This window comes from Endozoicomonas sp. ONNA2 (assembly GCF_024606365.1).
Taxonomy (GTDB): Bacteria; Pseudomonadota; Gammaproteobacteria; order Pseudomonadales; family Endozoicomonadaceae; genus Endozoicomonas.
The window spans coordinates 1-2,247 of record NZ_JAHHPO010001176.1 but is presented as its reverse complement, the minus strand read 5'-3'; the positions used below and the strand labels follow the sequence as shown (position 1 = coordinate 2,247).

The 2,247-nt window shown below is 56.7% G+C and carries 1 protein-coding gene; it reads left to right on the top strand.

The genetic code is table 11. The annotated features are described in order from the left end of the window. The coding region (locus KDK14_RS20745) for an AAA family ATPase (protein WP_257267144.1) at positions 1–2,241 on the top strand (2,241 nt) is incomplete at its 5' end. Positions 2,242–2,247 lie beyond the last annotated feature (6 nt).

Here is a 2,247-nt window from a genome sequence, read left to right as displayed (position 1 = left end):
GGATTGACCGAACACGATGAATGCGCCTTGTTGCAGAAAAACCATAGCGACCACCCCGCCTTTACTGCCATCACTTATCGGCAACATGCCCGGGCCAGCCACTGGATAAATAACCTCCGGGGAGCACCGTTGGTGATTCAGGTCAATGAACAGACCAGCTTCAGCCAGCTATTTGACCATATCCATATCACCTCGGAACAACAGGCCCGGTTTGGCCGACGTCAGACCGGGTTGCAGGAAGCATTCACCTCTGGCAAGCCGGTTGTACTGCGGGGACTGGATAGCAACCCAACGCTTCAGCAGCTGCTGGAGCCCCTGTTGTGCGGGCAACCGCTGTTGGTGAATGGCCAGTTGCAGGCATACCCGCAAGCTCGGGTCACCGTACTGTGGCCTGAGTTTGCCACAAGCCCATCTTCACTGTGGCGTTCGATGATTGCCACCGGCAAACCGTGTCCCGAGATGGATATCTGGGAAATCAATGGGGCCAGGCATCGTATCCCCCGGGCTGAGCTGCCGGAAAGAGCGCTTGGTGAACTGTACCGGGCGTTTGATACTGTGCCTGGCCACCTTTGTCACCCTCTGCCTGAACTGACCGACCGGTTGCTCAATAACCTGATACTGACTGCCCGCCGGGCACAGCAGGTTGACCAGTCCCCGCAGCTGCTGCCCTGCCACTGGCGCAAGGCCATTGATAGCCTGATTACCCACGGCACCCGGCAGAATCCGCCCGTGCGGGATTTTATCAAAGTGGCTTGTTGGCAGTTAGTGCCGGATGTTCATAGAGTGCCGGATGCCCATAAGCACCCGCATGAGAAGCAAACCGCCCGGGTAGACCCGGATCGGTTAAATGCCATCATCAATAGTTCCCTGCGGTTGGACAGGGCGTTTGTGCAGCAGAACCTGTGGCGGTTGGCCAGGGCATTGGATCCCGCTGTCTTTCAGGATACCGGATACCAACCATTACAACTGTCCTATGAAAGTCCATTGCCATCATCCTGTGAACAACAAACGCTGGACCGGCTCTGCGCCATCATTGTGGCCCACACGCCTGAAGAACAACAACAGGCAGTGGCGTACCAGCTGGAAGTGGATCTGCCAGTGCCCTGTCAATGGTTAGCCATCAGGCCATCAAGACAGATTAAACGTTTGCAAGATGCACTGGCTTCGGGCTGGCAGTTAGCACCACACGCAGGGCAGACCCGCTCAGATGCCATTCACGCTTTGGCCACCGATTGTTTTCACATGGCCAGGGAGAACGGGAGTCACAAGGCAGCAGCCATTAAATGCATTGAAAGCCGACTGTCTGAATCACTGCAGTGGCGTGGCAGGGCGGATCAGCCCTTGTCAGCACTGGCCCACGACCTGTATCACGGCCTGATGAATCAGAAGGATCGTGAAAGTCGCCGATTATCACGACTCCATGACCGGTTGGCGGACTCCCCCGTGATCTTCCTGCAGGGGGAAACCGGCACCGGAAAAAGTTACTTTGCTGCCAGGGCTTCAGGACCGGTATCAGTGCTCTCACTCGGACCGTCTGACAGCGAACAGACCCTGATGCAACGCTGGCAGTGGCAAGAGCACGCCAATGGCGACCGCTCTATGGAACAGCAAAACCGGGCGCTGATGGCGTGGGCCAATACCCAACCGGACCAGGGCGAACACTATGTCACCCTGGTTCTGGATGAAGCCAACCTGGCCAGACCCGGATTGCTGGCATCATTGAACGGCTTATGGGAACCGGAACCGTGTATTTATGTTCATGGCCATCCTGTGCGGGTCAGCCCAAAACACCGGGTGATTCTCACCGGCAACCCCGACCATTACGCCGGGCGCCAGCTGGACCCGGCCCTGAAAGAGCAACTGCCCAGAGCCTTCTATCCACGCCTGAACTGCGCTTTCCTGCGGGACAGGGTGGTGGAACCGGCGCTACACCATCAGTTACAACGGCACCTGCCCGACTCGCAAATAAATACGATTGTACAAAGTGCCACCGAAAGTGTGATGACACTGTGGCCATATTATCAGGAACTGTTGCCAGAGCATGAGTTTACCCCCAGGGATTTAACGGATATCTGCAGTTGGGTGGGTTGGTATCTGGACCTGCCCGACACACCAACAGCTGAGCCTGTGACCCCTGCACAAATGAACGGTTTGATCCGGCAGGGTTTTCGGGATGTGCTGGGTCCCCAAATCAGCGGTGTATCAACCACGGACGATCCATGCCCGATACCGTTTCGTTGAACCAAT